Here is a 435-nt window from a genome sequence, read left to right as displayed (position 1 = left end):
ACTTAATCTGTCGGTGTTCAACGTCAGACGGGCACCGGCCTTCGCGTTTGAGCAGAGCAAGCGCGCGACCATAGGCGGGCGCTTTATCCGTGTTGATGAATCGCGGGATCTGCCACTTCTTCACGTTGTTGAGGATTTTACCCAGAAACCGGTATGCAGCTTTGCTGTTACGACGGGAGGAGAGATAAAAATCGACAGTGCGGCCCCGGCTGTCGACGGCCCGGTACAGATACGCCCAGCGGCCATTGACCTTCACGTAGGTTTCATCCATGTGCCACGGGCAAAGATCGGAAGGGTTACGCCAGTACCAGCGCAGCCGTTTTTCCATTTCAGGCGCATAACGCTGAACCCAGCGGTAAATCGTGGAGTGATCGACATTCACTCCGCGTTCAGCCAGCATCTCCTGCAGCTCACGGTAACTGATGCCGTATTTGC

At 55.6% G+C, this 435-nt stretch carries 1 pseudogene; it reads right to left on the bottom strand.

The features are described 5' to 3' along the window. Positions 1-435, bottom strand: a pseudogene (locus QP140_RS09790) (IS6-like element IS26 family transposase); the annotation flags it as partial.

The sequence above is a fragment of the Corynebacterium sp. UMB9976 genome, from assembly GCF_030212265.1.
In the GTDB taxonomy this organism is placed as follows: Bacteria; Actinomycetota; Actinomycetes; order Mycobacteriales; family Mycobacteriaceae; genus Corynebacterium.
Note: the sequence above shows the minus strand (reverse complement) of the source record. Positions and strands in the feature narration are given on the sequence as shown.